This window comes from Halalkalibacter oceani (assembly GCF_023715705.1).
GTDB classification, from domain to species: domain Bacteria; phylum Bacillota; class Bacilli; order Bacillales; family Bacillaceae_D; genus Halalkalibacter; species Halalkalibacter oceani_A.
Window position 1 is genome coordinate 1 of the sequence record NZ_JAMBOS010000061.1, and the last position, 1,506, is coordinate 1,506.

At 49.0% G+C, this 1,506-nt stretch carries 2 tRNA genes and 2 rRNA genes; all 4 read left to right on the forward strand.

Annotation, left to right across the window (positions count from 1 at the left end):
* Positions 1–410: ribosomal RNA gene (locus M3212_RS21575) — 16S ribosomal RNA — on the forward strand; the annotation flags it as partial.
* Positions 411–850: 440 nt separating this feature from the next.
* A tRNA-Ile gene (locus tag M3212_RS21580) sits at positions 851–927 on the forward strand.
* Between the two features lie 14 nt (positions 928–941).
* Positions 942–1,014 (forward strand) — tRNA-Ala (locus M3212_RS21585).
* 367 nt (positions 1,015–1,381) lie between these two features.
* Positions 1,382–1,506: ribosomal RNA gene (locus M3212_RS21590) — 23S ribosomal RNA — on the forward strand; the annotation flags it as partial.

Sequence of the window (1,506 nt, forward strand, 5' to 3'; positions counted from 1 at the left end):
CATTCAGTTGGGCACTCTAAGGTGACTGCCGGTGACAAACCGGAGGAAGGTGGGGATGACGTCAAATCATCATGCCCCTTATGACCTGGGCTACACACGTGCTACAATGGATGGTACAAAGGGCAGCGAAGCCGCGAGGTGGAGCCAATCCCATAAAGCCATTCTCAGTTCGGATTGCAGGCTGCAACTCGCCTGCATGAAGCCGGAATTGCTAGTAATCGCGGATCAGCATGCCGCGGTGAATACGTTCCCGGGCCTTGTACACACCGCCCGTCACACCACGAGAGTTTGTAACACCCGAAGTCGGTGGGGTAACCTTTTGGAGCCAGCCGCCTAAGGTGGGACAGATGATTGGGGTGAAGTCGTAACAAGGTAGCCGTATCGGAAGGTGCGGCTGGATCACCTCCTTTCTATGGAGTTTATACTCTAATCGAACTTACACACCAGCTGTGTAAGGAACGCTTCGGTTCTTTTGTTCAGTTTTGAATGAATTCTTTTGCTCCTGCGATTACTCGTCGCAAGGCTGCATGAAGTCATTCGAAGAAGAAGGTCATGACGGAATTGAAGTCAGTTGCCTTGTTCAGTTTTGAGAGTACTCAAAACTCTCGATGAAGTTACTGGAATATGCTCCTGCGCGCTCCTTGCGTCGCTTTCTCGTCGCAAAGCTGCATGCAGTACCACAGTGACGTTTCTCATGACGGGAACGAAGTCAGTTGCTTTGTTCAGTTTTGAGAGTACTCATGCTCAAATCAAGGTTATTGATAATCGTTTTAAACGAAGTCAGTTGCTTGTTTGATTTGCAGAGTTTTTTGCTCTCGCAAGCTAATTGGATAGTTTCATTGAATGGTGGGGGCCTGTAGCTCAGCTGGTTAGAGCGCACGCCTGATAAGCGTGAGGTCGGTGGTTCGAGTCCACTCAGGCCCACCATAACAGTTTAATTCGGGGCCTTAGCTCAGCTGGGAGAGCGCCTGCCTTGCACGCAGGAGGTCAGCGGTTCGATCCCGCTAGGCTCCACTTTGAGAGAACACAAACTCTCGATAAAGTTACTGGGATGTTCCTCATGAAGGGAACGAAGCCGGTAGCTTCATTGACAAAGAGTATTCTTTTGTCAATTGGTTCTTTGAAAACTAGATCATGATAACAAGTAAGTTCATCGGAGTCTTGTTCACATAACAAGATGAGATCGAACGAACGTCAAGAATTCTAAGGCAATGGAGACATTGTCTAAAAAACGACCTTTTGATAAAGATCGTTTTTGGCAAAGAGATTCGAGCAGGTCGAGGAAGCAAGTGTTCGAGGAATGGAGCGTAGTTGTCTACGTGACATGACCGAGAAACACGAAGCTGACGAAGACATGCGAAGAAGATCTGCCGCCAAAATTGGTTAAGTTAGAAAGGGCGCACGGTGAATGCCTTGGCACTAGGAGCCGAAGAAGGACGCGACGAACGGCGAAACGCCTCGGGGAGCTGTAAGTAAGCTTTGAACCGGGGATATCCGAATGGGGGA